The sequence below is a fragment of the Limimaricola sp. G21655-S1 genome (genome assembly GCF_027213785.1).
In the GTDB taxonomy this organism is placed as follows: Bacteria; Pseudomonadota; Alphaproteobacteria; order Rhodobacterales; family Rhodobacteraceae; genus Limimaricola.
Genome location: NZ_JAPWGO010000582.1, coordinates 1 through 207, shown reverse-complemented (window position 1 = coordinate 207; position 207 = coordinate 1). Strand labels below are relative to the sequence as shown.

Below are 207 nucleotides of genomic sequence, written 5' to 3'. Positions count from 1 at the left end.
CTGCGATGCTCGGCCACGAACGCGTATCTCACTTTGCATCCCTGGCGAAATACGCGTCGCCATTGTCGCTCGGACCAATGGCGCCCCAATGGCGACCCTTTTTTAGGATGTCGCGCTCCTCCGAGACCCGCGCCAGCTCCTTCTTCAGGCGCCGGATCTCGGTGTCCTTCTCCGCCTCTCCAGATGACGCCTTCGCGAACTTCTTCT

The 207-nt window shown here is 60.9% G+C and carries 1 pseudogene; it reads right to left on the bottom strand.

From position 1 onward, the window contains the following. A pseudogene (locus tag O4G76_RS21895) lies at positions 1-207 on the bottom strand (IS3 family transposase); the annotation flags it as partial.